The sequence below is a fragment of the Pseudomonas sp. GL_135 genome (assembly GCF_057834665.1).
Genome location: NZ_CM174408.1, coordinates 4890494 through 4914623 on the forward strand (window position 1 = coordinate 4890494; position 24130 = coordinate 4914623).

The following is a 24130-nucleotide window of genomic DNA, read 5'->3' on the forward strand; positions in this document are numbered from 1 at the left end:
TAGCATAGCGCCAGCATTGGTATTGGGGTTTCCCCATTCAAGAAGTCAGAGCATGACCGAAGCAGCAGATCCAAGCCGGGACCGGCTCAAACACCACTTTGCCCAGCGGGTAATTCATCAGGCTCGCCAGATTCTTGAGGTGTGGCAACGCCTGCAGCAAAGTGAATGGTCGGCAGCGGACATGGCTGAACTCATCGAGGCCAACCGGCGGCTGCTGCGATTCGCCGAACGTTTCGAGCAAGCCGAACACACGCAACTGGCTACCGCGATCGACTTGGCATTGCTCGACGTCGAGGCCAACCGTGGACGGTTGAGCAGCGCCCTGATTACCGACCTCAATCGCCTGATGCAACGTCTGTCCCGCACCGGCCTCCGGCATGGCGACCGTCTGGAGCAGACCGCCCTGCCGCCCCTGCGAAAGCCAATCTACCTCGCGCTGCAGGATCATGAACGCAGCGAGCGTCTGGCCAGGCAGCTGGAATTCTTCGGCTTGAGCGCGCAGTCCTTCGCAAGCATTGAGGCCTTCCACATGACCATGGCCGAACGCTTGCCCGCCGCCGTCGTCATGGATGTGGACTTCGGTGGCGCGGGCCAGGGCCTGAAGCTCGCTACCCGGATGCAGGAAGGACTGGAGCAAAAACTACCGCTGCTGTTTTTCAGCCATCACGAGACGGACACGCCCACGCGCCTTGCCGCCGTGCGCGCCGGTGGCGAAGAGTTCCTGACCGGCACGCTTGAGGCGTCCAGTCTGCTGGAGAAGATCGAAATCCTGACCCGGGTCGCGCAATACGCACCGTACAAGGTGCTGATCATCGACGACTCGCGCGCCCAGGCGACGCACACCGAGCGCTTGCTCAACGGCGCCGGCATCGTCACCCGCACCCTGCTCGACCCGATCAAGACCATGTCAGAGCTGGCCGACTTTCAGCCTGACCTGATCATCCTCGACATGTACATGCCAGCCTGCACCGGCACCGAGTTGGCCAAGGTGATCCGCCACAATGACCGCTACGTCAGTGTGCCGATCATTTACCTTTCGGCCGAAGACGATCTGGATAAACAGCTGGATGCGATGAGCGAGGGCGGCGACGACTTTCTCACAAAGCCGATCAAGGCTCGCCACTTGATCACCACCGTGCGCAATCGCGCGGCACGGGCGCGCAGCCTTAAAGCGCGCATGGTCCGCGACAGCCTGACCGGCCTGTACAACCACACCCACATCCTGCAATTGCTCGAAGATTCCAGCTTCCGCGCGCGGCGTGAGAACAAGCCTTTGAGCTTTGCCATGCTGGACATCGACCACTTCAAGAGGGTCAACGACAGCCACGGCCATCCCATGGGCGACCGCGTCATCAAAAGCCTGGCGCTGTTCCTCAAGCAGCGCCTGCGCAAAACCGACTACATCGGTCGCTACGGTGGTGAGGAGTTTGCCGTGGTCATGCCGGACACTGATCTGGCAGACGCCCACGGTTTGCTCGACGAAATCCGCCAGCGTTTCGCCGAAATTCATTACCCTGCGCAACCTGTGGATCTGTTCTGCACGTTCAGCGCCGGGGTCGTGGAGATCGCAGAAGACGACGACGCGCTGATGATGGCGTCGCAGGCAGACGAAGCGCTGTACCGCGCAAAAAAGGCAGGCCGCAATCAAGTGCATGGGCTGACGGAGCGCGTTGCAGCGTCGCCATCAAGCAAACACCCCCAGCCGGACACTGTTTGACTGCTGCTTCCTACCTCATTTTCAGACCGAAGTTCAGACCGAAGAACGCTAGCCCTCCCTGCACGCCCGCAGCCACTCCGCTATCATGCGCGGACTTCTGTGATGCGAGACCGCCATGCGCCGCCTGCTTTGTCTGTTACTGCTGATCTGTGCCCTGCCCGCCGTCGGCGCGAGCTTTCTGGAGAACAGATCAAGTCCTACACTGGGCAGCGCATCAGTCGACAACAGCAAGGATTTTCTCCCGGTTCGCCAGGCGTTCCAGTTGAACCTCAGCGACACCACTCCGGAGTCTATCAAGCTGCAGTTCGTCGCCACCGAAGGCTACTACCTTTATCGCCATCGCTTTCAGTTCCGCACCGAACCCGCCGACATCGGCCTCGGCGCCGCGCAACTGCCTGATGGCGAAAAGAAACACGACGAGTATTTTGGCGACGTCGAGGTCTATCACGGCATCCTCGACGTCAACCTGCCGCGCAAAGCCGGGGACACCCGCCCTTTCACGCTTGTCGTCACCTACCAGGGCTGCGCAGACAAAGGGCTCTGCTACCCGCCCGAAACCGAGCGACTGAGCATTGGCGGCGCGAGCCCCGCAGCGTCCGATACCCCACTCGCGGGCGATGTCACCAACGTCGAATTCAGCTGGAAACAACTGGCCCTGTTTTTCCTCGCCGGCGTCGGTCTGACATTCACGCCGTGCGTGTTACCGATGCTGCCGATTCTGTCGGGTGTCGTCCTGCGTGGGCAGATCGGCGGGCTGCGCGGTTTCTCTTTGTCCCTGGCCTACGTGCTGCCGATGGCGATCTGCTTCGCCATCCTCGGCGCACTGATGGGCATCTTTGGCGCCAGCCTCAATCTGCAAGCACGTCTGCAATCGGCGTGGGTCCTCGTGCCGTTTGCCGGGTTCTTTGCGCTCTTCGCTATCGCCATGTTCGGCGCGTTCGAGCTGCGCCTGCCCCGTGCCCTCAATGACCGGCTGGACCGCATCGCTGGCAATACCCAAGGCGGGTCTCTGTGGGGAGCGGCAGTTCTGGGCGTGGTGTCGAGCCTGTTGGTGTCGCCCTGTGTCTCGGCGCCACTGGCCGGTGCGCTGCTTTATATAAGCGCCAGCGGCGATGCGGCGGGTGGTGCTCTGAAGCTGTTCGTCCTGGGCCTGGGCATGGGTGCGCCGCTGGTGCTGGTGGCAACGGGCGGCGCGGCGTGGCTACCGAAAAGCGGACCGTGGTTGGTCTCGGTGAAGAATGCGATCGGCGTGCTGTTGCTGGCGCTATCAATCGGCTTGCTCAGTCGGGTGATTCCGGGGCAAGCCACGCTGCTGTTGATCGGGCTACTGGGGGCCGGCGTTGCGATCTTCCTAGGCGCGCTGGAGTTCGGCGAAAAGACCACACGCGCGCGCCTCGCTCAATTGCTCGGCTTGTTCTTGCTGGTTTACGCCCTCGCGTGCTGGTACGGGGCACTGAGTGGTCAGACGGACCCGCTGCGACCGCTGGGTCAATCCCGGATCATTTCTGCCTCTGCTCCACCTGCGTCAGAAAGCCACTGGCAGACCGTGACTCAGCCCAGTGAACTGGACCAAATCCTTGCGGAATCCAAAAGCGCGGGCCAACCCGTTCTGGTCGACTGGTACGCCGACTGGTGCATCAGTTGCAAGGTCATCGAGCACGAGGTTCTCCCTGATCCGAAAGTCGTCAGTCAGTTGAGCGGTTTCAGGCTGATCCGCTTCGACATGACCGACAGCAACGCCGAGCAACGCGCCTTGCTGGATCGCTACAAACTGTTTGGCCCTCCCGCACTGCTGTTCTTCGGAAAAAACGGCAACGAGCTTCGAAACGCGCGTGTCGTCGGCGAAATTGACGTCGAAGCGTTCGCAGAGCGGCTTTCTAGAGCAAATGACCAAATTTAGCGCTGGAGTCACAAACTTCGCGCGAACATCGGGCATCGTGCTGAATATTGTGGGTAACTGGACAGTCCATCGTACTTTCCGGCATAGTCGCTGCCCATCAGCGGCTCACTCTGTGCGTGAGCGTCGAAAACGCGAACAACAAGGAACACTCGATGGCGACTTTTCTGGTTCTTCACGGACCTAACCTGAACCTGCTGGGTACCCGCGAACCGGGGATCTATGGCTCGATCACGTTGGCCGACATCAACCAGGATCTGGAACAGCGTGCCCGCGAAGCCGGTCACCATCTGATGTACCTGCAGAGCAACGCTGAATACGAGTTGATCGACCGCATCCACGCTGCACGCGATGAAGGCGTGGACTTCATCCTGATCAATCCGGCTGCTTTTACGCACACAAGCGTTGCGATACGTGACGCGCTGCTGGGAGTGAGCATCCCATTCATCGAAGTGCACCTGTCAAACGTGCACAAGCGCGAACCTTTCCGCCATCACTCCTACTTTTCAGATGTTGCTGTAGGCGTGATCTGCGGCCTTGGCGCCAGCGGTTACCGACTGGCCCTGGAGGCCGCCCTGGAACAATTGGCCAAGCGTTCGGAGGCGTGAACGGCACAGTCCCGTACTGAGCCAGACCGCCGGAACCGGCTACCAAATCCCCCTGACCGTCCCTTGGGAGTTGATGATTAATGGATATCCGTAAAGTCAAGAAACTGATCGAATTGCTGGAAGAGTCCGGCATCGACGAATTGGAAATCCGTGAAGGCGAAGAATCCGTGCGGATCAGCCGTCACAGCAAGACTCCAGCACAGCAGTACTACGCGCCGGCTCCGGTCGCCGCTCCGGCACCTGCCCCTGTTGCAGCGCCAGTGGCCGCCGCCGCTGAAGCACCTGCTGCTCCACAGCACGCCGGCAATGTCATCAAGTCGCCAATGGTCGGTACGTTCTACCGCACCCCGGCGCCTGGCTCGCCAGCGTTCGTTGAAGTCGGCAAGACCGTCAAGAAAGGCGACACCATCTGCATCGTTGAAGCGATGAAAATGATGAACCACATCGAAGCCGAAATCAGCGGCACGATCGAATCCATCCTGGTAGAAAACGGTCAGCCGGTTGAGTATGACCAGCCGCTGTTCACCATCGTTTGAACCGGGGAGAGCCTGCGATGTTGGAAAAAGTCCTGATCGCCAACCGCGGCGAAATCGCCTTGCGCATCTTGCGTGCCTGTAAAGAACTGGGCATCAAGACCGTCGCGGTCCATTCCACGGCAGACCGTGAGCTGATGCACCTTGGCCTGGCAGACGAAACCGTCTGCATCGGCCCGGCGCCAGCCAATCTGTCGTACCTGAACATTCCGGCCATCATTTCGGCTGCGGAGTTGACTGGCGCCACGGCGATTCACCCGGGCTACGGTTTCCTCGCGGAAAACGCAGACTTTGCCGAGCAGGTCGAGAAATCCGGCTTCGCGTTCATTGGCCCGAAAGCCGAAACCATTCGCCTGATGGGCGACAAGGTGTCCGCCAAGGACGCCATGAAGCTTGCCAAGGTGCCGACCGTTCCCGGTTCCGACGGCCCGCTGCCGGAAGACGAAGAAACGGCATTGCGCATTGGCCGCGAAGTCGGCTATCCGGTGATCATCAAGGCCGCTGGCGGCGGCGGTGGTCGCGGCATGCGTGTGGTGCACAAGGAAGAAGACCTGATCGAAGCGGCCAAGCAGACCCGTGCTGAAGCGGCTGCCTGGTTCAGCAACCCAATGGTCTACCTCGAGAAATACCTGACCAACCCACGTCACGTGGAAGTGCAGGTGATTTCCGACGGCCAGGGCCAGGCGATACATCTGGGCGACCGCGACTGCTCCTTGCAGCGCCGTCACCAGAAGGTCCTGGAAGAAGCGCCGGCGCCATTCATCGACGAACAAGCCCGCAAGGACGTGTTCGCGGCCTGTGTCAAAGCATGCATCGACATCGGCTACCGTGGCGCCGGCACGTTCGAGTTCCTGTACGAGAACGGCCGCTTCTACTTCATCGAAATGAACACCCGTGTTCAGGTGGAGCACCCGGTTTCGGAAATGGTCACCGGCATCGACATCGTCAAGGAGATGCTCAGCATCGCCGCCGGCAACAAGCTGTCGTACACCCAGGATGACGTGGTCATCACCGGGCACGCGCTGGAATGCCGGATCAACGCCGAAGATCCGAAGACCTTCGTCCCGAGCCCGGGCCTGGTCAAGCATTTCCACGCGCCTGGCGGCAACGGCGTGCGTGTGGATTCGCACCTGTACAGCGGCTACAAGGTTCCGTCCAACTACGACTCGTTGATCGGCAAGCTGATCACCTGGGGCGCAACTCGCGATGAAGCCATGGCGCGCATGCGTAACGCCCTGGATGAAATCGTGGTCGACGGCATCAAGACCAACATCCCGCTGCACCGTGATCTGACCCGCGATGAAGGCTTCTGCGAAGGCGGCGTCAACATCCACTACCTGGAACACAAACTGGCTGCTGACAAGCATTGATCCGCCAGTAAGTGCTGCAGATCAACAAAGCCGCTCTCGAGCGGCTTTGTTGTTCAGTAGGACCGGCTTTAGCCGGGAACAGGTCGATGTGATCGGCATACCATTTGCGGTGAGACGCCCGACGCCTTCCCGGCTGAAGCCGGTCCTACCGATTCAACACCCCACCAGAATCACAGGCACGCCACAGATCGCCACACCCTCTTTGTTGTTTCCCCGCGAACCCCGTAAACTTGCCGGTCTTTCGTGGCCGTCGGCCGCCTTTCAATTTTTCAACTCGAAGGTCATCCGCCATGCCTTGGCTGCAAGTCCGTCTCGCCATTAGCCCAGAACAAGCCGAAACCTACGAAGACGCCCTGCTCGAAGTCGGCGCCGTATCGGTGACGTTCATGGACGCTGAAGACCAGCCGATCTTCGAGCCAGAGCTGAACACCACGCCGCTGTGGTCGCACACGCACCTGCTGGCATTGTTCGAAGCCGATACAGATGCCGATCACGTGCTCGCTCACCTGCGGCTGCTCACCGACGCCGAGCTGCCGGAACACACCCATGAAGTGATCGAAGATCAGGACTGGGAACGCAGCTGGATGGACAACTTCAACCCGATGCGCTTCGGCCAGCGCCTGTGGATCGTACCGAGCTGGCACGCCGCGCCGGAACCCGAAGCGGTGAATCTGTTGCTCGATCCGGGCCTTGCGTTCGGCACCGGTACCCATCCGACCACCGCGCTGTGCCTTGAGTGGCTGGACGGCCAGGACCTCGCCGGCTGCAACGTGCTGGATTTCGGCTGCGGTTCCGGCATCCTCGCCATCGCCGCGCTGCTGTTGGGCGCCGAACAGGCGGTCGGCACCGACATCGACGTCCAGGCCCTCGAAGCCTCGCGCGACAACGCCGGTCGCAACAACGTCCCGGCCGAGAAATTCCCACTGTACTTGCCTGAAGACCTGCCCCAGGTACAGGCCGACGTGCTGGTGGCCAACATCCTGGCGGGTCCGCTGGTTTCTCTGGCGCCGCAGTTGGCGAGCCTGGTCAAAACCGGTGGCCGCCTGGCGCTGTCAGGCATTCTTGCCGAGCAAGGCGAAGAAGTCGCTGCTGCTTACGCCGACGCGTTCGAACTGGACCCGATCGCCAACCGCGAGGGCTGGGTACGGATCACCGGTCGTCGCCGCTGACAGCCAGTTGCCCTAAGATCCAACCATCAGGCGCTCTTTAACCCGGATACCCGCATGACCGACAGCTTCGTCACTCAGTGCCCGCATTGCCAGACCAGTTTCCGCGTCAGCCACGCTCAGTTGAGCGTGGCCCGAGGCATGGTGCGCTGTGGCTCATGCCTGCAGGTGTTCAACGCCGCGAAACAGTTGCTGGAACAACGCGGCGGGAAGACACCGGAAGCGCCGCTGACGTCGGGACCCAACCCCGAGAGCGCCGAGAAAAAACCTGAAATCCTGGCGCCTCAGTCACTCGTCGTGACCCAGCCAGCGCCGCTGCCGGTCAGGCGTGAAGAGCGTGATGTGGACCTGGACAGCCTGGATCTGGACGATCTTGACGTGGAACTGGCTCGTCTCGAACAGCGCGAGATTCAGCGGCCCGAGTCTTTCGGGCGGGTCAGCAAGACGCGTGATCACGACGAAGTCGAGTCCTTCAGCGCCCGGCGCGACGAGCCTGACGTCGCGCAGGAGTCGTGGGCCCACGGCATGAGCCACGACGATGTCGACCGGCTGCCCGAACTGCGCGCCGAAGTCGTCGAGGACCGCGAGGAGCATACCGACCACTCGATAGACGAAGGCCCGCTGGAAGAGCCCGTCAATCAGCACGACCGCCATCGTACCGAGCCATCATTCTCGCGGACTCCGGACGATCTGGACGACCTGAATGACGAACCGGCTCGCCCCCACTCGTTCAAGCATCAAACAGAACCCGACGATGAACCGTCGTCGGAACGCTTTTCCGCCCTGGATACCCACGACGATCAGGATCACCTCAGCGCACGTCACGATGATGATGAGCACGACGAGGCCCCGCGCGCTGCTACCGACGGCAAGCGTGGCGGCCGCAACGAACCGGGCCTGCGGGACAGAGCGCTGGTCGACATTACGGATGACCCGCTGCAGCTGTCCTGGCAAAAGCCCAAACCGCGCCGGGGTCGACGTCTGCTGTGGGTGCTGTTCATCCTGATTGCGCTGGGCGCACTGGCCGGGCAGTACGTTGCGTACCACTTCGAAGAACTGGCGCGGCAGGATCAGTACCGTCCCCTCTTCATGGAGCTGTGCCCGACCCTCGGCTGCAAGGTCCCGTCCAAGGTCGATATCAAACTGCTCAAGAGCAGCAACCTTGTCGTGCGTAGCCACCCCGAATTTCAGGGGGCTCTGGTCGTCGACGCGATCATCTATAACCGAGCGTCCTTTTCACAGCCCTTCCCGCTGCTGGAACTGCGCTTTGCCGATGCGAGCGGTCAACTGATCGCCAGCCGTCGATTCAAACCGGGCGAGTACCTGAGCGGAGAGCTGGCGGGCAAGGACGAGATGCCGCCGCAGACGCCGATTCACATCGCACTGGACATCCTCGACCCGGGCCCAAAAGCGGCGAACTACAGCCTCAGCTTCCGCTCGCCGGAGTAAAGACGTCACGCACACCGGTTTCTCCGCACCGAAATGCAGCACCCTGCGCGGGAGGAGATGCCCGAATTTCGACGACGCTTTTATGACAATTCCGGTCTAAACCTAAACGTTTGCGATAAGAACGGAGCTGTTCAGATTTTATCCAATATCAGCCTTTATCCAGTCATCGAGAGCGGGTATCATGCCCACCCTTTTTCATACTCTGGGTCCCGTCTGAATTGGCGCTGAAGCACTTTTCGGACCAGACCTCGTGATTCGGCCCCACAACAGGTCACCCTATGTCGGCGGTACGCATCGGCCCTTACACATTGCAAAACGGCTTGATTCTCGCCCCGATGGCGGGTGTCACGGACCAGCCCTTCCGACAACTCTGTCGCCAGCTCGGCGCAGGCCTGGTGGTCTCGGAAATGGTCACCAGCGACATGAGCCTCTGGAACAGCCGCAAGTCGCGGTTGCGCATGATTCACGAAGGCGATCCCGAGCCCCGCTCGGTACAGATCGCTGGCGGGGACCCGCAGATGCTTGCGGACGCAGCACGCGCCAACGTCGAACTCGGCGCGCAGATCATCGACATCAACATGGGGTGCCCGGCAAAAAAGGTCTGCAACAAGGCCGCCGGCTCAGCGCTGTTGAAAGATGAACAGTTGGTGACCGAAATCCTGCACGCAGTGGTTGCGGCAGTCGAGGTACCGGTCACGCTGAAGATTCGCACCGGCTGGGACCGGGCGAACAAGAACGGTCTGACCGTCGCCAGAATTGCCGAACAAGCCGGCATTCAGGCACTGGCGGTGCACGGGCGAACCCGTGCCGATCTCTACACTGGTGAAGCCGAGTACGACACCATCGCCGCCATCAAGCAGGCGGTGTCTATCCCGGTATTTGCCAACGGCGACATCGATTCACCGGAAAAGGCCCGCTACGTCCTTGACGCGACCGGCGCCGACGGGCTGTTGATTGGCCGGGCTGCCCAGGGGCGCCCATGGATTTTTCGCGAGATAGAACACTACCTGCAGACCGGGGAAAAACTTCCGGGCCTGCCTGTCGGTGAAGTGGAACGCATTCTGCTAGAGCATCTGGCTGCGCTTCACACGTTCTATGGCGACGTGATGGGCGTGAGAATCGCCCGCAAACACGTCGGCTGGTACCTCGCAACGTTGCCGGGCGCCAGGGAGTTTCGCGCCCTTTTCAACCGTTTGGACGATACAGAAGCACAGTGCGCCAACGTTCGGGAGTTCTTTTCCCAGCGCGATAAATCCCGCCCAGCAGGGAACGAAGAAGAGGTGGCCGCATGACGATGATGACTGAGACTTTAGTGAGTGGAACAACACCCGTGAGCGACAACGTCAATTTGAAACAACACCTCAATACGCCGAGCGAAGAGGGTCAGACCCTGCGCGGAAGCGTCGAGAAGGCGTTGCACAACTACTTCGCTCATCTGGAAGGTGCGGCCGTCACTGATGTCTACAACCTGGTGCTCTCGGAAGTCGAGGCGCCGTTGCTCGAGTGCGTAATGAACTACGTGAAGGGCAATCAGACCAAGGCCTCCGAGCTGCTGGGGCTGAATCGCGGCACCCTGCGCAAGAAACTCAAGCAGTACGACCTGCTGTAAGCATCCGAAAAACAAGCGACCTCACCTCAATGCGGTCGTTTTTTTTGCAAAATTCTTTTGCTTTTGATGGAAGTTGAGATGACCGACCAGACGACCCGCCTGCCGATCCGCCGCGCCTTGATCAGCGTATCCGACAAGACCGGTATTCTTGAATTCGCGCGTGAACTCGAAGCCCTCGGTGTCGAGATCCTCTCCACTGGTGGTACGTTCAAGCTGCTCAAGGACAACGGCGTTGCCGCAGTAGAAGTCGCCGACTACACGGGCTTCGCTGAAATGATGGACGGCCGGGTCAAGACACTGCACCCGAAGATCCACGGCGGCATCCTGGGCCGTCGCGGCATCGACGACGCCATCATGAGCGAACATGGCATCAAGCCGATCGACCTGGTCGCCGTGAATCTCTATCCGTTCGAAGCGACAGTTTCCAAGCCGGGCTGCGACCTGCCGACCGCCATCGAAAATATCGATATCGGCGGCCCGACCATGGTGCGCTCCGCCGCTAAAAACCATAAAGACGTTGCCATCGTCGTCAACGCCAGCGATTACACCAACGTGCTGGAAAGCCTCAAGGCCGGCGGTCTGACCTACGCGCAGCGCTTTGACCTGATGCTCAAGGCCTTCGAGCACACCGCAGCCTACGACGGCATGATCGCCAACTACCTGGGCAGCGTTGACCAATCCGCTGAAACCCTGAGCACCGAAGGCCGCAGTGAATTCCCGCGCACCTTCAACACTCAGTTCGTCAAGGCGCAGGAAATGCGCTACGGCGAGAACCCGCATCAGAGCGCGGCGTTCTACGTTGAAGCCAAGCCTGCCGAAGTGGGTATCGCCACCGCGACCCAACTGCAAGGCAAAGAGCTTTCCTACAACAACGTCGCCGATACCGACGCGGCGCTTGAGTGCGTGAAGAGCTTCGTCAAACCCGCGTGCGTGATCGTCAAGCACGCCAACCCGTGCGGCGTTGCAGTAAGCCCGGACGCGGAAGGCGGCATTCGTCAGGCCTACGAGCTGGCCTATGCCACTGACAGCGAATCGGCGTTCGGCGGCATTATCGCCTTCAACCGTGAACTGGATGCCGAGACGGCCAAGGCCATCGTTGAGCGTCAGTTCGTCGAAGTGATCATCGCCCCGAGCGTCAGCGCCGAAGCCCAGGCCATCATTGCCAGCAAAGCCAACGTGCGCCTGTTGACCAGCGGCCAGTGGGACGCAGAACGCGCGCCAGCCTGGGATTACAAGCGGGTCAACGGCGGCCTGCTGGTGCAGAGCCGCGACATCGGCATGATCGGCGCCGACGACCTTAAAGTGGTCACCCAGCGCGCGCCGACCGAGCAGGAAGTCCACGACCTGATCTTCGCCTGGAAAGTCGCCAAGTACGTGAAGTCCAACGCCATCGTCTACGCCAAGAATCGCCAGACCATCGGCGTCGGCGCGGGCCAGATGAGCCGCGTGAACTCCGCGCGCATTGCCGCGATCAAGGCCGAACACGCCGGTTTGCAGGTGCAGGGGGCCGTCATGGCTTCCGATGCGTTCTTCCCGTTCCGCGACGGCATCGACAACGCGGCCAAGGTCGGCATCACGGCAGTGATCCAGCCAGGCGGCTCGATGCGCGACGCTGAAGTGATCGCCGCAGCGGACGAAGCCGGTATCGCGATGGTCTTCACCGGCATGCGCCATTTCAGGCACTGAGTGCAGCGGCAAGCATCAAGCTGCAAGCGGTAAGTAAAAGCAGAGTCGCGTCGCTTTACTCGCCCTTGCAGTCTTATTAATTCAGAGCAATGAGCCGTGATTAAGAGTTGTGCTATTCGCTTTTACTTGCCGCTTGTAGCTTGCAGCTTCTCCGAAGGAGTCTTTCTTTGAATATTTTAATCATTGGCAGCGGTGGCCGTGAACACGCTCTGGCCTGGAAGGTCGCGCAGGACGCTCGTGTCGAGAAAGTCTTCGTCGCCCCGGGCAATGCTGGCACTGCCACTGAAGCCAAGTGCGAAAACGTTGCCATCGACGTACTGGCGCTGGAGCAACTGGCGGATTTCGCCGAGAAGAACGTCGCGCTGACCATCGTCGGTCCGGAAGTCCCGCTGGTGGCCGGTGTCGTTGATCTGTTCCGCGCCCGTGGCCTGAAGTGCTTTGGGCCGACCAAGGCCGCCGCGCAGCTGGAAGGCTCCAAGGCATTCACCAAGGATTTCCTGGCGCGCCACAACATTCCCTCTGCCGACTACCAGAACTTCACCGAAATCGAACCTGCTCTGGCGTACCTGCAGGAAAAAGGCGCGCCGATCGTTATCAAGGCCGACGGCCTGGCTGCGGGCAAAGGCGTCATCGTCGCAATGACCCTCGCGGAAGCGGAAGACGCCGTGCGTGACATGCTCGCCGGCAATGCCTTCGGCGACGCAGGTTCACGCGTGGTGATCGAAGAATTTCTCGATGGCGAAGAAGCCAGCTTCATCGTCATGGTCGACGGCAAGAACGTGCTGCCCATGGCCACCAGCCAGGACCACAAACGCGTCGGCGACGGTGACAGCGGCCCGAACACCGGCGGCATGGGCGCGTACTCCCCGGCACCGGTGGTCACCGCCGAGGTCCACCAACGCGTGATGGATCAGGTCATATGGCCGACCGTCAGGGGCATGGCTGCCGAGGGCAACATTTACACCGGTTTCCTCTATGCTGGTCTGATGATCGACAAGGCTGGCAACCCCAAAGTCATCGAGTTCAACTGCCGCTTTGGCGATCCTGAAACCCAGCCGGTGATGCTGCGTCTGCAATCGAGCCTGGTGGCGCTGGTCGAAGCCGCTCTGGCGCAAACGCTGGATACAGTGGATGCTCATTGGGACCCGCGACCGAGTCTGGGGATTGTGCTGGCAGCTGGCGGTTACCCGGCCGACTACGCCAAGGGCGACGAGATTCACGGGCTGGACGCTGCGGCCGCGTTGCCCGGTAAAGTGTTTCACGCCGGCACGGCGTTGCAGGATGGCCGCATCGTGACCTCCGGGGGTCGGGTGTTGTGCGCGACAGCGCTGGGCGACACCGTTGGCGATGCCCAGAAACAAGCGTATGCACTGGCTGCAAAGATTGACTGGCAAGGTTGTTTTTACCGCAAGGACATTGGCTACCGCGCCATTGCCCGGGAACGCGGCGACGATCTGGCGTGAATCTCGGCCCACTGGCGGCTCCTCTGGGGCAGCCAGTGGGACCGGCTTTAGCCGGGTAGGGCCAGGATGAGCAATCAGCCAGTGCGCCAGAGTTAAACAGGCTTCATTCACGAAGGGATTTCGCCGTGCGCTGGCTCAGGATTGCCACTCGTTTGACTGTCACATTGCTGACCCTGCTCTGGATATCCTCGGCCACCGCCGAGGTCAGTGCAGGCTGGTCAACCCTTGTCGACGATCAGGCGAACCTGAATCTCAGCGACATCCGCTCCCCCCATTACGAATCACAGTTCAGCCCGGTCGAACTCGACAAGGTGCGCGCGACCAACCGCGACGCCGCCCTGTGGCTGCACTATCGCCTGCCCCCGATCACCCATGAACAACTGGTGCGGATCTTCGCGCCGGACTTGGCAACCGTGGACATGTACGTGCTCGACGGCGACAGCCTGATCGATCACTCGCGCTCCGGTAACCGGGTGCCGCGAGAAGCCCAGCCCCTGCCGTCACTGGACTTTCTGCTGCCAGTGCCCCACAGCGACAAGCCGCTCGACCTGTATTTGCGCCTCAGGTCCGAGCAGGAACTGCGCCCGAACATCACCTTGCAGTCAGCGGTCTCCAGCGCTGCAGACGAGCGCCGACCGCTGCTGCTCGGTCTGTTCTTCGGCTCACTGGCCATGTTGATCGTGCAGAACATAACGCGGTTCGCCCAGTCCCGCTCGATCAGCAGCTTGTGGCTGGCAGCCTGTGAAGCGTTTCTGGGGCTGAGCGCGTTGCTGTTGCTCAACCTTCAGGCGCCGTGGCTGCCGCGCTGGCACTTGGCGCAGACCCCAAGCGCTCACCTCGCCCTGCTCCTCGCTGCCGCGACGGGGCTGATGTACACGTACTGTTTCTTCATTCAGCGCGGGGTCGAGATGCTCAACCGGCTGCTGATGGGCGTGCTGCTAGTGGTCGGCTTTGGCGCGTTGCTGGTGCTGTTCGTTGAAACGCTGCCGCTGAACATCATGACGTTCCTGCTGGTGGCACTGACCACGGTCAGCATCACGCTGGTTTCGATCTACCACCTGCAGAAGGGTTACTCCCCTGCCCGGCCGTTCGTGATCGCCATGATCGCGTTCAATCTCGGCAACCTGGTGGTGCTGCCGGCCATGCTCTGGCTGACGAGCATTCCTGCGCAGACCCTGATCATCGGGGTGCTGGCGGTGTTTTGCCTGTGCGGCTTGCTGATGAGCATCGCCCTCAGCGAGCGTCATCGCAGCATCACCGAAGACAACTTCAGCATCAGTCGTGAGCTGGCGGCGAGCACGGCAGAAATCAATGCCAAGGCCGAGTTTCTGGCGAAGATCAGTCACGAAATTCGCACCCCCATGAACGGCGTTCTGGGGATGACCGAGCTGCTGCTGGGCACGCCGTTGTCGGTCAAACAGCGCGATTATGTGCAGACCATTCACAGCGCCGGCAATGAACTGCTGACCCTGATCAACGAAATCCTCGACATCACCAAACTGGAGTCCGGGCAGATCGAGCTGGACGACGTGCAGTTCGATCTCAACGCAATGATCGAAGACTGCCTGAGTATCTTCCGCGCCAAGGCCGAGCAGCAAAGTGTCGAGTTGATCAGCTTCATCCAGCCCCAGGTACCGCGCGTCATCAGCGGCGACCCGACACGCCTGCGGCAGACGCTGCTCAGTTTGCTGGAGAACGCATTAAAGAAGACCGACGAGGGCGAGATCCTGTTGGTCGTCGCCCTCGACTCTCGCGGTGGCAAGCCACGACTGCGCATCGCCGTGCAGGACAGCGGCACGCCGCTGACGCCCAAGGAACGGGACGCGCTGCTGCACGCCGAGCTGCATAGCAAGAACTTCCTGGCGGCCAGCAAGGTCGGCGGTCACTTGGGGCTGGTCATTGCCCGGCAACTGATCCTGTTGATGAACGGCGAGTTCGGCATCCAGAGCGGCACTAATCAGGGCAGCACGCTGTGGCTGAGCCTGCCTCTGGATGCCGAACGACTGGAGCAGCCGCCCGCTGATCTGGACAGCCCGCTCCAAGGGGCGCGGGTTCTGGTGGTCGACGACAACGACACCTGTCGCAAGGTACTGGTCCAGCAGTGCAGCGCCTGGGGGCTGAACGTCAGCGCAGTGCCATCCGGCAAGGAGGCCCTGGCGTTGCTGCGCACAAAAGCTCACTTGCGCGACTATTTCGATATTGTCCTGCTCGACCAGAACATGCCCGGCATGACCGGCATGCAACTGGCCGCCAAGATCAAGGAAGACCCGAGCCTGAACCACGACATTCTGCTGATCATGCTCACGGGCATCAGCAACGCGCCGAGCAAGATCATCGCGCGCAATGCAGGGGTCAAACGCATCCTCGCCAAACCGGTTGCCGGGTACACGTTGAAGACGACACTGGCGGACGAGCTCAATCAACGCAACAAAGGCAATGCGCCCTTCTCTGTCGTACCCGGGTTGACCAGCGATATTAACGTGCCCAGCGACTTCCGCATTCTGGTCGCCGAAGACAACAGCATTTCCACCAAGGTCATTCGGGGCATGCTCGGCAAGCTCAACCTGCAGCCGGACACCGCCAGCAACGGCGAAGAAGCGCTGCTGGCGATGAAGACCCAGCGCTATGACCTGGTGCTGATGGACTGCGAAATGCCGATCCTCGACGGCTTTTCGGCGACGCAGCAGTTCCGCGCCTGGGAAACCGGCAACCAACGCATCCGCACCCCTGTGGTGGCTTTGACCGCGCACATTCTGGCGGAGCACAAGGATCGCGCACGCCAGTCCGGCATGGATGGCCACATGTCCAAGCCGGTGGAGATGTCACAGCTACGCGATCTGGTCGAATACTGGGTGGAGCAACGCGCTCGGGATGAGGCCACCCGCGGCGAAGACCGTTATGAGCAAAACTGACCGCCAAGTCGCCGTGACGGGCTGATAGACTTGGCGCCGTCCCAGTCTGCTGCCATGAGCTCAAACCATGCTTCACGTGCTGTTCAGCGTTTACCTGAAGATGCTGGTGCTCTATAGCCCATTCTTCGTCCTGTCCTGTTTCATTTCCCTGAGCCGCGGTTATTCGCGCAAGGAACGTCGGCACCTGGCGTGGAAAATCGCCCTGGCGACTCTGGTTTCCAGCGTCTTGCTGTACCTGTTCGGACGGGTGATTTTCGGGGTCTTCGGCATCACCGCCGACGCCTTCAGAATAGGCGCCGGCAGCGTGCTGTTCATCTCAGCCCTGGCCATGGCCCAGGGCAAATCCGGCGTGCAGACCGACAACGTTCAGCAGGACGTCGCCATCGTGCCGCTGACCATCCCCATCACCGTCGGTCCGGGCACCATTGGCGCGCTGCTGGTCATGGGCATCAGTCAGCCGCACTGGGATGACAAACTCACCGCCATCGTCAGCATCGCGCTGGCCAGTCTGACCGTCGGCGTCATTCTTTATCTGTCCAACAGCATCGAGCGGATTTTGGGGGATCAGGGGCTACAGATTGTCAGCCGCCTGATGGGGTTATTTGTGTGCGCACTGGCTGCGCAGATCATTTTTACGGGCATCAAAGGCTATCTGCTGACCTGAGACGCGCTCAAAGCGCAAACGTCTGGATAGCCCGCGCGCCATTGGCATCCAGCTCCCTTGCCACCGCATCGCGATGCTTTGCATAGTCTCTACGATCAAAACGATAGGCCCCTCCCGTGATGCGCAATGTCAGCTCACTGCGTGAGTCAGACCAGAAGTCGAAATCCCGCGTCTCGACGATTCCTGTCATCTGGATGCCGCACAGCAGCACCATCACAGCACCTGTTGAATCCACTGCGCACGGTATGACCTGGAAACCTGCGATGACGCTGCTTCCGTTGATGCTTTCAAAAAAGTGCTCCGCGTAGTGGTGAATCTGCATCGCCTGAAGCGACGCCTTCGCCTGTCGCGCCAACCGAGCGGAGCCGCGTGATTCGATAACACTGAAGCTGATTTCCTCCAGTTCCGATGCGTTCCCGATCACCATCGGTTCATGAATGATCGGGCTCAGTTTCCTGAAGCTTCGCTGCTCCAGTGCCTTGCCATACCGGTATGCCCAGTAGGTGAAATGTTCATCCCGACTGACTTTACCCGCCACACGCTCGGCTCGCAGCAGGCAGTCAAATAGATCCGCGCGGTCCTGCTTCTTGATATCGGCGGACAACGACACCAGACCGTTACCAACCACCGCGCCTGTAGCGCTCATGTGTCATCTCCTGCCAATGCACACACTAACGTGGGGCGACGGTCTTCCAGTGCCTGGCTGACGTTTTTGCGCAGGGGCGTGTAAACCAGGTCCATCAGCCGCAGCGAATAGAAGCGCAGGTCGATATTGCCAACGATGTCGGCGGGATGCAGTGTTTCGAACAGAAAGTCATTCTTCAGTGCAGTCCGGTGAGCAAAGCTGATGAGGACAACGGACAGCGCTGCGTTCTCGTTCAGGAAAGCGATCTGCAGCACCACCTTCTGCCCACGTTGCACATCGCCGGATTTCGGAACGATCGGTTCAAGCGCATGACCGGCAAGCAGTTCGACCGCTGGCTGAATGGGCTGGCTTGAGAATGAGCGCTTCAGGACAGACTCTCCGTCAACCAACATGTCGTTGGGCATGAAAAGCGGCCAGTTGCTCTTCACCCATGTCCACACCGAACCCGGCCCGAGCTCCAGCGCTGTGCAACTCAGCGTTTCATGGGTGTTCAGCGCCCAGCCGAAGCGGATGAAGGCAGCCAGCCAGGTGTCGCTCCACGCGGAGGATGCTGCGAAGCGGGGGTGTTTTTTGGTCGCTGCAAGCTGTGCATAGAGTGCGCAATCAGCTGCGTCACTTTTCTGTAGATCAGTGCAGGCACGGTGCATGAACAACAAGCATCCTGCGCTGACCTGCGTTTCGATCATTCCCTGATGCATGGCACATCTCCTTGAGAAGGAGGCGACGAGCGCCTCCTGCCAACTGATCAAATCTCGAATTCCTCGATGGCGGCGGAGGCGCTCTTGTTCAAACGCTGCCGGATCTGTGTACGCAGTGACGCGTAGAGGCGTGTGTCCAGCACCAGATGGTTCTCACCCCGGAAAGCGGTGACTTCAGCACTGTTCCATTCCCAGAAGAGGACGTTGGTGACGGCCGAATCGGTGGAGAAACTGACCGCACCCATTGCCAGATTGACAGTGCCGTCGCTGGATTCGGAACAGGCGCCGATGCGGAAATTCGCGCCACGGTGGGTCTTGGTCTGACGCTCGAAAATTCGCAGCGGTTTTTCCTGAGCCTTCAGCGCGGCCACGGCATCACCCGCGACTTTCAACATGGCGACGGAAGCGGGACCTGGCAGCGCCGCGGCTGCGATGGCGGAAGAGATGATCTCAAGCCCCGCTTGCTCCATGCTGAATCGACGGTGCGTCGAGTAATAGCGACTGTACCTCCAGTTGGTGGAAAACCAGCCCAGCGCCGTCAACACATCGTTGTACTGCTTGTACCACTGCTCGCTTTGCTTCTCCGGGTTGAACGCTTTGTTGGCGACCAGCGTCGCGAACAGAAGGGAGTCCATGACGTCTTCTTTGTTCTGCCGCGAAACGCCCTCTGCGAAGGCCAACAAGTTGCTGCCTACAACTGCAGCCTGGCCCGGCTCTTCCAGCAGGCGTGGCACCGGGACATCCATTGCCGAGACGTGCTCGATCAACGAGTGGGTGCAGTTGTCCACCTCGCAATGGTTGATGAAAGCGGTACGTTCAGCGGAGGTCATGCTTGTTTCGTGTTTCATTCGTCAATCCTTTAACTGATGGGTAGGTCCGTCGTGGACACCTCCGAGATTAACGAACATTTCCCGGCGCGCCACCCGTGGTACGGGAGACGGTTCGGCACATTCAGACAAGTGTTGATACGGAGCGGCTGCACCGTGCCCTAAGCCTGGGAGAAGCAAAATTCAATCAAAGCAAAGGGTTAGGAAAGGCGCCATGGGAAGCTGCAGAAGCGGGCGACGCGCACAGTCGTCTCCCGCCTGACGCTTCTGCAAGCGGCTGGATCGGTTTCGCCATCGACTGGCTGATTGGTCTGCGTCAGCTATGAGACAAATCCCACAGCGCAAACCGAACCCTCGCTCAAGCTGGCTTGGCGCCATACCAGCGCGGCGTGTAGACCCACGGCTCACCATTGGCGCGCGGGAACACACAGGTCAACGACGACCCCACCAGCACCATCGTGCGCATGTCGACGTGTTCCGGCTTCAGCTCGCCAAGGGTGATAACCCGCAACGTCTGCGCCGGCCGACCCACATCACGTCCCAGGGTCACCGGGGTTTCCGGGCTGCGATGCTGGCGGACGATTTCCAGCGCACGCCCCAACTGCCATGGGCGGGAGCGCGAGATCGGGTTGTAGAACGCCAGGGCCAGGTCGGCCTGACAAGCGAGATCCAGGCGCTTCTCGATGATCTCCCAGGGCTTGAGGTTGTCCGACAGGGACATGACGCAGAAGTCGTGGCCCAACGGCGCCCCCGCCAGCGCTGCGGTTGCCAGCGATGCCGACACGCCCGGCAGTATGTGCAAGTCCACCCGGTGCCAGTCGGGATTATCCGATTCGTGCAGCGCTTCCAGCACCGCAGCAGCCATGGCGAATACGCCGGGGTCGCCCGATGAAACCACCACCACCGAACGGCCTTCAGCGGCCAGCTCGAAGGCGTGCCGGGCGCGCAGCATTTCTTCGCGGTTGTCGGTGCAGTGCAACACTTGGTCGGCGCGGAACGGCCCGGCCATGCGCACGTAAGTCTCGTAGCCGAGCACGTCGTTTGCGCGTGCCAGCTCGGCCTTTACGGCGGGAATCATGAAGTCGGTAGCGCCCGGACCAAGGCCGATGACCGCCAGCCGCCCCCGTGCACAGCCGATGTGTGAAATATCCAAAGGTTGCGGCGCGACGGCAATGGCGATGCCCGCCGCCGGGGTGAGCGGTGGCAACAGCTGCGGCAATACCTGCTGGGTCATTTCCGCAGGAGTACCGCCGGCGGTGAAACGCAGCGCAACGCCCAGTGATTCGGCAGCCGCGTGCAGCGAACGATTGGCCATTTCGGCCTTGCTGGCCAGCAGGCAGCCCAGCGCCTGCACGGCAATGCGCGAATCATGCAGTGCAGCTTTCACGGCATCGGCCACTGCCTCGCCGGAATCGGCCAGATCCCCGCTCAGCGCCACCAGCACGTTGCGTGGGTAGATCAGCAATTCGTGGTCGCTGAGCTCTCGCTCGGCATAGCCGACGTGGATCGTCAACTGCGCCTGATCATCCTCAGGCAACTGCGCTTGCGCCAACCACGGCGCCGCGCCCTCGACGCGCACGCTTTCACCCGACAGCAAGTCGCTGACGAAGCGCTTGCCCAGCTCCAGATCGCCCAACGCATAGCCAGCAGGCGGATTGAGCAGGCAGGTGCCGAAACGCAACTCGCCGCTGGTGGTAATAGCCGCTGCAGTGTTCAGCGCGGCCGCGATTTCCCGGGCCATCACATTAACGCCCCCCAGTCCTCCCAGCAGCGGCACGACTGCGCTGCCATCTTCAGCGACGGCCAGGACCGGCGGCTCGACGCCCTTTTCCAGCAGCACCGGCGCCAGCGTGCGAATGACGATGCCCGCTGCGCACAACGCGATGATCGGCGTGTCTTGCTGATACAACTGGCGCAGCGTCGCGCCAAATTCCGAGTAGCTGCGGTCGGCGTCTTCGACGCGTCCGGCCAGCCCGTAAATCAGCGCTTGGGGGTACATCTGCTGGATACGTTGCGCGGTCGCCAGCGCGCCTTTGCCCAGAATGACAATCGCCGGGGCCTTGATGTTGGTTGTGCCCATCAGCCTTGCCACCGTTCGCCGGGGACAATGATCAGCGAGAAATAGGGCGACGACATCGGGTCAACCTCGGCCAGCGGCACGATCTTCTGATTGGCCATGGTCGCGCGCTCGACGTACAGCGCGCGATCCGCCAGCCCGGTTTCAACCAGCACCTGACGCACTTTCGGCAGGTTGCGCCCCAGCTTCATGATCACCGCAGCGTCGGCATCCTGAAGCTTGCGTTTCAGCTCTTCGGCAGACAACACGCCGGACAGCACCGACAGGCTCTGATTGCGGTACACCAGCGGCGCACCCAGCACCGACGCGCCGCCGAGCATCGAACAGACACCGGGAATCACTTCGGCGTCGTAGCGATCAGCGAGACGATCGTGCAGATACATGTAGGACCCATAGAACATCGGGTCGCCTTCGCAGATCACCGCCACGTCGCGTCCGGCGTCCAGATGCGCCGCCACTTCGGCGCTGCTGCGGTCGTAGAAATCGCTGATCACTTGCTCGTAAGACATGTGAACCGGCAACGCCTCGGTGGTCACCGGGTACACCAGCGGCATCAGCGTCTGAGCCTGCTGCAAATGGCCTTCGATGATGCCGAACGCGTTGCCCTTCTTGCCCTTGGCGACGAAGTACGCGACCACCGGCGACTCTCGCAGCAGGCGCAGCGCCTTGACGGTAATGAGTTCCGGATCACCCGGCCCCACGCCCAGGCCAATCAGACGACCGCGTGGTGCCATCATTCGATCTCCGTGGCGAGTGAGTTGACCGCCGCGGCAGCCATGGCGCTGCCACCGCGACGGCCCTGCATGATCACGTAAGGCACGCCGCGACTGTCGGCAGCGAGCATGTCCTTGGATTCAGCGGCGCCGACGAAACCCACCGGGAAACCCAGGATCAGCGCAGGTTTCGGCGCGCCGGCGTCGAGCATTTCCAGCAGATAGAACAGCGCAGTCGGTGCGTTGCCGATCACCACAACCGCCCCTTCCAGGTGCGGGCGCCAGAGCTCCAGCGCCGCCGCCGAGCGGGTGTTGCCCAGCTCACGGGCCATCTCGGGCACACGCTCGTTTTTCAGGGTGCAGATCACTTGGTTGTTGGCGGGCAGGCGCGTGCGCGTGACCCCTTCGGCCACCATGTGCGCATCACACAGAATCGGCGCACCGGCGGCCAGCGCGCGGCGACCTGCCGTGCCTGCACCGGGCGAAAAGCGCAGGCCTTCGACGGCATCGACCATGCCGCAGGCATGAATCACCCGTACGGCGAGTTTTTCCAGGTCGGCCGGGATGGAATCGAGCCGGGCTTCGGCACGAATGATCGCGAAGGAGTTGCGGTAGATCTCCTGGCCGTCGCGGATGTAATCAATCATGGGTGTTGCTCCGTGAGTCGGCGGTCAACAACGCGCCGACTGCTTCAATAGTGAGGTCACGTGCATGCAGATCGCCGAACCCGGACATTCCTGCATGACGAAAATAAAGGTCGTACCGACCGGGCGACGCTGCCAGCAAGGTCACCGGCATCACGTGCGCAGCGGCGCATGAACGCACGCAGCCGGTCAGATGCACTGCGCGGCTGACGGCGTTTTCTTGCAGCAATGCGGCCAGACGCAGCCCGTCGGCCTTGGTGTCGGCCAAGCCTTTTGCGCAGGCCGCGGAGCCGGTGCAGGCCACGATTTTCGACAGCGACTGAGCAGCATCGACGAGCAAGCCCGCGTTGCTCAAGCCATCCATCACGGCTGCCGACTTGGCTGTCGGGACATTTCGCAACATCAGGCTTTGCCAAGGGGTCATGCACAACTGACCGTCGCCAAACGCAGTCGCCAATCGGGCGGCTTCACGCAACATGGACGGCCGCAAACGCCCTAACGGCACGGCCGCGCCCACCGCCACGATGCCGGCGGATGCCTGGGAATACGTGCCGATGTGCGCAAAAGACCGTACAGGCGCGCGCCGCCAGTCGGTTACTTTTCGATCAACCACCAGTCGCTGCGGCAAACGTGGGGCGATGTGTTCGAGGAATCGGGCGACGGGCATTTCCTTCAGGAGATCGCGCATGCGCGCCTGATCGGGGCGAGCGAGAGCCAGGAAGGTTTCCAGTACCGCAACGACCAATGCGTGCGCTGCATCCGGCGCCACCGCAGCCACCGGGGAATCGCTAGCCGGACAGCCCGCCAGCCCAAATCCCAGCAGCGTCTGGCCGTCGACCTGCAACGCGGACAGCCAGAGATCATGGGGATGCTCAAGCATCGCCAATCCCTCACCGCCATCCAGCGACAGCGCGAACTTGGGCGACAGTTCATGGAAACGCGGGTGGTGCTCAAGGGAATGCAGAATCTGCCCGGCCAGCGGACGCACATCCAGCAGTTGCTGCGGATCAATGCCTGCGGTCGGGCTGAGCATCAAGTTTCGTACGTCGTCGCTGGCCGGGTTGCTCGGCCCCAGACCGGCATCGAGCAGGCTGGCAATCAGCCCGTCGTGGTCGGCGCCGATGCCGCGAATCTGCAGATTGCCGCGATTGGTCGCCTCGATCACGCCACCTGCGAACCGCTCGGCGGCACTTGCCACGGCCAGCGCCTGATCCGCTGAAAGCACCCCGCCCGGCAGCTTGATCCGGCAGATCCCGCCATCCAGCGCCGGGACGATACGCAGCAACCCCGGACAAGCCGAGGGGCGAATGGGCGTAGCGGACGGGCGAGCGGACAACGGCTCGGTCAATGGGTCACCTGGTGCGAACGGGCGGACGCGTAGAGAAACGAAAAGTTACAGGGGTCGTATTATGCCTGCTTTGGCGGCGGGCATGAAAAGACGGTCTGTCGGA

At 61.3% G+C, this 24130-nt stretch carries 20 protein-coding genes; 13 read left to right on the top strand and 7 right to left on the bottom strand.

Features of this window, described 5'->3' with window-relative positions:
* The first annotated feature begins 52 nt into the window (after window positions 1-52).
* The 13 genes from AC3ISG_RS21675 to AC3ISG_RS21735 all read left to right on the top strand — a co-directional run bounded on the left by AC3ISG_RS21675 (window position 53) and on the right by AC3ISG_RS21735 (window position 17074).
* Complete coding sequence (locus AC3ISG_RS21675; RefSeq protein WP_122533746.1) at window positions 53-1717, top strand: response regulator; 1665 nt, start codon at window positions 53-55, stop codon at window positions 1715-1717.
* Between the two features lie 115 nt (window positions 1718-1832).
* Complete coding sequence (locus AC3ISG_RS21680) at window positions 1833-3617, top strand: protein-disulfide reductase DsbD (RefSeq protein ID WP_489297936.1); 1785 nt, start codon at window positions 1833-1835, stop codon at window positions 3615-3617.
* Between the two features lie 152 nt (window positions 3618-3769).
* A complete protein-coding gene (aroQ, locus tag AC3ISG_RS21685; protein WP_065987726.1) occupies window positions 3770-4222 on the top strand; it encodes a type II 3-dehydroquinate dehydratase in 453 nt (150 codons plus the stop codon).
* Between the two features lie 80 nt (window positions 4223-4302).
* Window positions 4303-4758, top strand: coding sequence for an acetyl-CoA carboxylase biotin carboxyl carrier protein (accB, locus tag AC3ISG_RS21690; protein WP_122533748.1), 456 nt, complete (start codon window positions 4303-4305; stop codon window positions 4756-4758).
* A 17-nt stretch (window positions 4759-4775) separates the two neighbouring features.
* Window positions 4776-6125, top strand: a complete 1350-nt coding sequence (gene accC / locus AC3ISG_RS21695) for an acetyl-CoA carboxylase biotin carboxylase subunit (RefSeq protein ID WP_172610592.1) — start codon at window positions 4776-4778, stop codon at window positions 6123-6125.
* A gap of 290 nt (window positions 6126-6415) precedes the next feature.
* Entirely contained in the window at window positions 6416-7294 is an 879-nt protein-coding gene (gene prmA / locus AC3ISG_RS21700) for a 50S ribosomal protein L11 methyltransferase (RefSeq protein WP_122533750.1), read from the top strand.
* 54 nt (window positions 7295-7348) lie between these two features.
* Entirely contained in the window at window positions 7349-8740 is a 1392-nt protein-coding gene (locus tag AC3ISG_RS21705; RefSeq protein ID WP_489297937.1) for a DUF3426 domain-containing protein, read from the top strand.
* 278 nt (window positions 8741-9018) lie between these two features.
* Entirely contained in the window at window positions 9019-10032 is a 1014-nt protein-coding gene (dusB, locus tag AC3ISG_RS21710; RefSeq protein WP_122533752.1) for a tRNA dihydrouridine synthase DusB, read from the top strand.
* Window positions 10029-10349 carry a DNA-binding transcriptional regulator Fis gene (gene fis / locus AC3ISG_RS21715; protein ID WP_007907419.1) on the top strand — a complete coding sequence of 107 codons (321 nt, stop codon included), beginning with the start codon at window positions 10029-10031 and terminating at the stop codon, window positions 10347-10349. The genes dusB and fis overlap by 4 nt, the downstream gene beginning before the upstream one ends.
* 78 nt (window positions 10350-10427) lie before the next feature.
* Window positions 10428-12035 carry a bifunctional phosphoribosylaminoimidazolecarboxamide formyltransferase/IMP cyclohydrolase gene (gene purH, locus AC3ISG_RS21720; protein WP_205484859.1) on the top strand — a complete coding sequence of 536 codons (1608 nt, stop codon included), beginning with the start codon at window positions 10428-10430 and terminating at the stop codon, window positions 12033-12035.
* Window positions 12036-12202: 167 nt separating this feature from the next.
* Window positions 12203-13498: a phosphoribosylamine--glycine ligase gene (purD, locus tag AC3ISG_RS21725; protein ID WP_489297938.1), complete on the top strand. Its 1296-nt coding sequence runs from the start codon at window positions 12203-12205 to the stop codon at window positions 13496-13498.
* A 125-nt stretch (window positions 13499-13623) separates the two neighbouring features.
* Complete coding sequence (locus AC3ISG_RS21730) at window positions 13624-16410, top strand: hybrid sensor histidine kinase/response regulator (RefSeq protein ID WP_489297939.1); 2787 nt, start codon at window positions 13624-13626, stop codon at window positions 16408-16410.
* 67 nt (window positions 16411-16477) lie between these two features.
* Entirely contained in the window at window positions 16478-17074 is a 597-nt protein-coding gene (locus AC3ISG_RS21735; RefSeq protein WP_122625668.1) for a MarC family protein, read from the top strand.
* Between the two features lie 7 nt (window positions 17075-17081).
* On the opposite strand, the gene AC3ISG_RS21740 is transcribed toward AC3ISG_RS21735, so the two are convergent.
* From AC3ISG_RS21740 to cobG, 7 genes are all read right to left on the bottom strand, one after another.
* Window positions 17082-17720: a hypothetical protein gene (locus AC3ISG_RS21740; RefSeq protein ID WP_489297940.1), complete on the bottom strand. Its 639-nt coding sequence runs from the start codon at window positions 17718-17720 to the stop codon at window positions 17082-17084.
* On the bottom strand, window positions 17717-18469 hold the full coding sequence (locus AC3ISG_RS21745; protein WP_489297941.1) for a hypothetical protein: 753 nt from the start codon (window positions 18467-18469) through the stop codon (window positions 17717-17719). Before AC3ISG_RS21745 ends, AC3ISG_RS21740 begins: the two co-directional genes overlap by 4 nt.
* A complete protein-coding gene (locus AC3ISG_RS21750) occupies window positions 18466-19266 on the bottom strand; it encodes a hypothetical protein (protein WP_489297942.1) in 801 nt (266 codons plus the stop codon). The genes AC3ISG_RS21745 and AC3ISG_RS21750 overlap by 4 nt, the downstream gene beginning before the upstream one ends.
* Window positions 19267-19603: 337 nt before the next feature.
* The gene (cobJ, locus tag AC3ISG_RS21755; protein WP_489297943.1) at window positions 19604-21325 is read right to left on the bottom strand and encodes a precorrin-3B C(17)-methyltransferase; all 1722 of its coding nucleotides are present in this window, start codon (window positions 21323-21325) and stop codon (window positions 19604-19606) included.
* Complete coding sequence (locus tag AC3ISG_RS21760) at window positions 21325-22056, bottom strand: precorrin-2 C(20)-methyltransferase (protein WP_122534348.1); 732 nt, start codon at window positions 22054-22056, stop codon at window positions 21325-21327. The genes cobJ and AC3ISG_RS21760 overlap by 1 nt, the downstream gene beginning before the upstream one ends.
* Entirely contained in the window at window positions 22056-22682 is a 627-nt protein-coding gene (locus tag AC3ISG_RS21765; RefSeq protein WP_108119017.1) for a precorrin-8X methylmutase, read from the bottom strand. The genes AC3ISG_RS21760 and AC3ISG_RS21765 overlap by 1 nt, the downstream gene beginning before the upstream one ends.
* Window positions 22675-24027 (bottom strand): precorrin-3B synthase, encoded by a 1353-nt coding sequence (gene cobG, locus AC3ISG_RS21770; RefSeq protein ID WP_489297944.1) that lies wholly within the window; start codon window positions 24025-24027, stop codon window positions 22675-22677. The genes AC3ISG_RS21765 and cobG overlap by 8 nt, the downstream gene beginning before the upstream one ends.
* Between the last annotated feature and the right edge of the window lie 103 nt (window positions 24028-24130).

Excerpts from the sequence above, each read along its gene's own strand:
- AC3ISG_RS21675 (WP_122533746.1), top strand. The coding sequence starts at position 53 with ATGACCGAAGCAGCAGATCCAAGCCGGGACCGGCTCAAACACCACTTT.
- AC3ISG_RS21680 (WP_489297936.1), top strand. The coding sequence starts at position 1,833 with ATGCGCCGCCTGCTTTGTCTGTTACTGCTGATCTGTGCCCTGCCCGCC.
- aroQ (WP_065987726.1), top strand. The coding sequence starts at position 3,770 with ATGGCGACTTTTCTGGTTCTTCACGGACCTAACCTGAACCTGCTGGGT.
- accB (WP_122533748.1), top strand. The coding sequence starts at position 4,303 with ATGGATATCCGTAAAGTCAAGAAACTGATCGAATTGCTGGAAGAGTCC.
- accC (WP_172610592.1), top strand. The coding sequence starts at position 4,776 with ATGTTGGAAAAAGTCCTGATCGCCAACCGCGGCGAAATCGCCTTGCGC.
- prmA (WP_122533750.1), top strand. The coding sequence starts at position 6,416 with ATGCCTTGGCTGCAAGTCCGTCTCGCCATTAGCCCAGAACAAGCCGAA.
- AC3ISG_RS21705 (WP_489297937.1), top strand. The coding sequence starts at position 7,349 with ATGACCGACAGCTTCGTCACTCAGTGCCCGCATTGCCAGACCAGTTTC.
- dusB (WP_122533752.1), top strand. The coding sequence starts at position 9,019 with ATGTCGGCGGTACGCATCGGCCCTTACACATTGCAAAACGGCTTGATT.
- fis (WP_007907419.1), top strand. The coding sequence starts at position 10,029 with ATGACGATGATGACTGAGACTTTAGTGAGTGGAACAACACCCGTGAGC.
- purH (WP_205484859.1), top strand. The coding sequence starts at position 10,428 with ATGACCGACCAGACGACCCGCCTGCCGATCCGCCGCGCCTTGATCAGC.
- AC3ISG_RS21735 (WP_122625668.1), top strand. The coding sequence starts at position 16,478 with ATGCTTCACGTGCTGTTCAGCGTTTACCTGAAGATGCTGGTGCTCTAT.
- AC3ISG_RS21740 (WP_489297940.1), bottom strand. The coding sequence starts at position 17,720 with ATGAGCGCTACAGGCGCGGTGGTTGGTAACGGTCTGGTGTCGTTGTCC.
- AC3ISG_RS21750 (WP_489297942.1), bottom strand. The coding sequence starts at position 19,266 with ATGAAACACGAAACAAGCATGACCTCCGCTGAACGTACCGCTTTCATC.
- cobJ (WP_489297943.1), bottom strand. The coding sequence starts at position 21,325 with ATGGGCACAACCAACATCAAGGCCCCGGCGATTGTCATTCTGGGCAAA.
- AC3ISG_RS21760 (WP_122534348.1), bottom strand. The coding sequence starts at position 22,056 with ATGGCACCACGCGGTCGTCTGATTGGCCTGGGCGTGGGGCCGGGTGAT.
- AC3ISG_RS21765 (WP_108119017.1), bottom strand. The coding sequence starts at position 22,682 with ATGATTGATTACATCCGCGACGGCCAGGAGATCTACCGCAACTCCTTC.